Here is a 2,500-nt window from a genome sequence, read left to right on the forward strand (position 1 = left end):
GAGTCTGCCCGGGACTACTTTTTTAAGATTGTTAATTGTAAATTATGAATTATAAATTACAAAAGACAGAATAAAAAAAGACTGTAAGCTTGATTAAAGGAAATTCTGGAAGCTGGGATTCACCAAAGGAAATTAGAGAAGAATTAAGAAATCTAAAATCTGAATTCTAAAATCTGAGATTTAAAATGGGGGATTAGCTCAGCTGGCTAGAGCGCCTGCCTTGCACGCAGGAGGTCAACGGTTCGACTCCGTTATTCTCCACANGGTCCGAAAGGACAAAAGTTCATTGACATATTGAGATAAGAAAATAATAAGAAAGTAGAAAGCGTTTTTTGTTATTAGTAACAAAAAACAAAAAAAAACGGTCCTGATTAATTTTAGGATTGGTACAATAAGCAAAATAAGGGCGTATGGGGGATGCCTAGGCTCTCAGAGGCGATGAAAGGCNAAAAGCTATAAGCCATAGGCTGTAAGCTTAAAGCCTAGTGCGTAGAGCGCGAAGCACACAAAGTTCATTGACATATTGAGATAAGAAAATAATAAGAAAGTAGAAAGCGTTTTTTACAATTTTATTGTAAAAAACAAAAAAAACGGTCCTGATTAATTTTAGGACTGGTACAATAAGCAAAATAAGGGCGTATGGGGGATGCCTAGGCTCTCAGAGGCGATGAAAGGCNGTGATAAGCTGCGAAAAGCTGCGGGGACGGGCACACACCGATTGATCCGCAGATACCTGAATGGGGCAACCCGCTATGCTGAAGGCATAGCACACCGATAGGTGGGCAAACCCGCTGAACTGAAACATCTAAGTAGGCGGAGGAGAAGAAAACAAAAGTGATTCCGTAAGTAGTGGCGAGCGAACGCGGATTAGCCCAAACCGGTGCTGTTACGGCAGTGCCGGGGTTGTAGGACCGCGGTATTTTATGTACAAGGAACCGGAAGCTTCTGGAAAGGGGCACCATAGAGGGTGACAGTCCCGTACGGGTAACAAGTATAATAGATAGCGGTATCCTGAGTAGGGCGGGGCACGTGAAACCCTGTCTGAATTTGGCGGGACCATCCGCTAAGGCTAAATACTCCTGAGAGACCGATAGTGAACCAGTACCGTGAGGGAAAGGTGAAAAGAACCGTGAATAACGGAGTGAAATAGATCCTGAAACCATACGCTTACAAGCGGTCGGAGCCCTTTCGTGGGGTGACGGCGTGCCTTTTGCATAATGAGCCTACGAGTTAACGTTGCTGGCAAGGATAAGTGTTTAAGACATGGATCCGCAGCGAAAGCGAGTCTGAATAGGGCGCTTTAGTCAGTAGTGTTAGACGCGAAACCGTGTGATCTACCCATGGGCAGGTTGAAGCTGTGGTAACACACAGTGGAGGACCGAACCGGTTGACGTTGAAAAGTCTTCGGATGACCTGTGGGTAGGGGTGAAAGGCCAATCAAACTCGGAAATAGCTCGTACTCCCCGAAATGCATTTAGGTGCAGCGTTATTTTAGTTATACAGAGGTAGAGCTACTGATTGGATGCGGGGGCTTCACCGCCTACCAATTCCTGACAAACTCCGAATGCTGTATAATGATTGATAACAGTGAGGGCTTGGGTGCTAAGGTCCAAGTCCGAGAGGGAAAGAACCCAGACCATCAGCTAAGGTCCCCAAATATATGCTAAGTTGAAAGAACGAGGTTTGTCTGCCCAGACAGCTAGGATGTTGGCTTGGAAGCAGCCATTCATTTAAAGAGTGCGTAACAGCTCACTAGTCGAGCGGACGAGCATGGATAATAATCGGGCATAAGCATATTACCGAAGCTATGGATTTACAGTTTACTGTAAGTGGTAGGGGAGCATTCTGACAGGGCAGAAGGTGTATCGTAAGGTATGCTGGACCGGTCAGAAAAGAAAATGTAGGCATAAGTAACGATAATGCGGGCGAGAAACCCGCACACCGAAAAACTAAGGTTTCCACAGCTATGCTAATCAGCTGTGGGTTAGTCTGGTCCTAAGGCGAACCCGAAAGGGACAGTCGATGGCCAACGGGTTAATATTCCCGTACTGCTTATTACTGTGATGGGGTGACGGAGTGATGAAAGCGCCGCGGACTGACGGAATAGTTCGTTAAAGTACCTAGCTATATTCTCTGCAGGCAAATCCGCAGAGAATGGTGAAATACGATAGTACTCGGAGTCTTCGGACAAAGAGATAGTGCGCCTAAGGGCTTCCAAGAAAAACCTCTAAACTTCAGGTAATAAGCACCAGTACCGTAAACCGACACAGGTAGTTGAGGAGAGAATCCTAAGGTGCTCGAGAGATTCATGGCTAAGGAATTAGGCAAAATAGACCTGTAACTTCGGGAGAAAGGTCGCCCCGAGCAATCGGGGCCGCAGTGAAGAGGTCCAGGCGACTGTTTATCAAAAACACAGGGCTCTGCAAAATCGTAAGATGAAGTATAGGGCCTGACACCTGCCCGGTGCTGGAAGGTTAAGAGGAGATGTTATCTTCGGAGA

General features: G+C 46.1%; 1 tRNA gene and 1 rRNA gene (1 of these 2 cut by a window edge). Both read left to right on the forward strand.

The features are described 5' to 3' along the window. The first annotated feature begins 187 nt into the window (after positions 1-187). A tRNA-Ala gene (locus ASE40_RS10910) sits at positions 188-261 on the forward strand. A 357-nt stretch (positions 262-618) separates the two neighbouring features. Then, a 23S ribosomal RNA gene (locus ASE40_RS10915) occupies positions 619-2,500 on the forward strand; it runs 1,001 nt beyond the window's last position.

The organism is Flavobacterium sp. Root935 (assembly GCF_001429295.1).
Lineage (GTDB): Bacteria > Bacteroidota > Bacteroidia > Flavobacteriales > Flavobacteriaceae > Flavobacterium.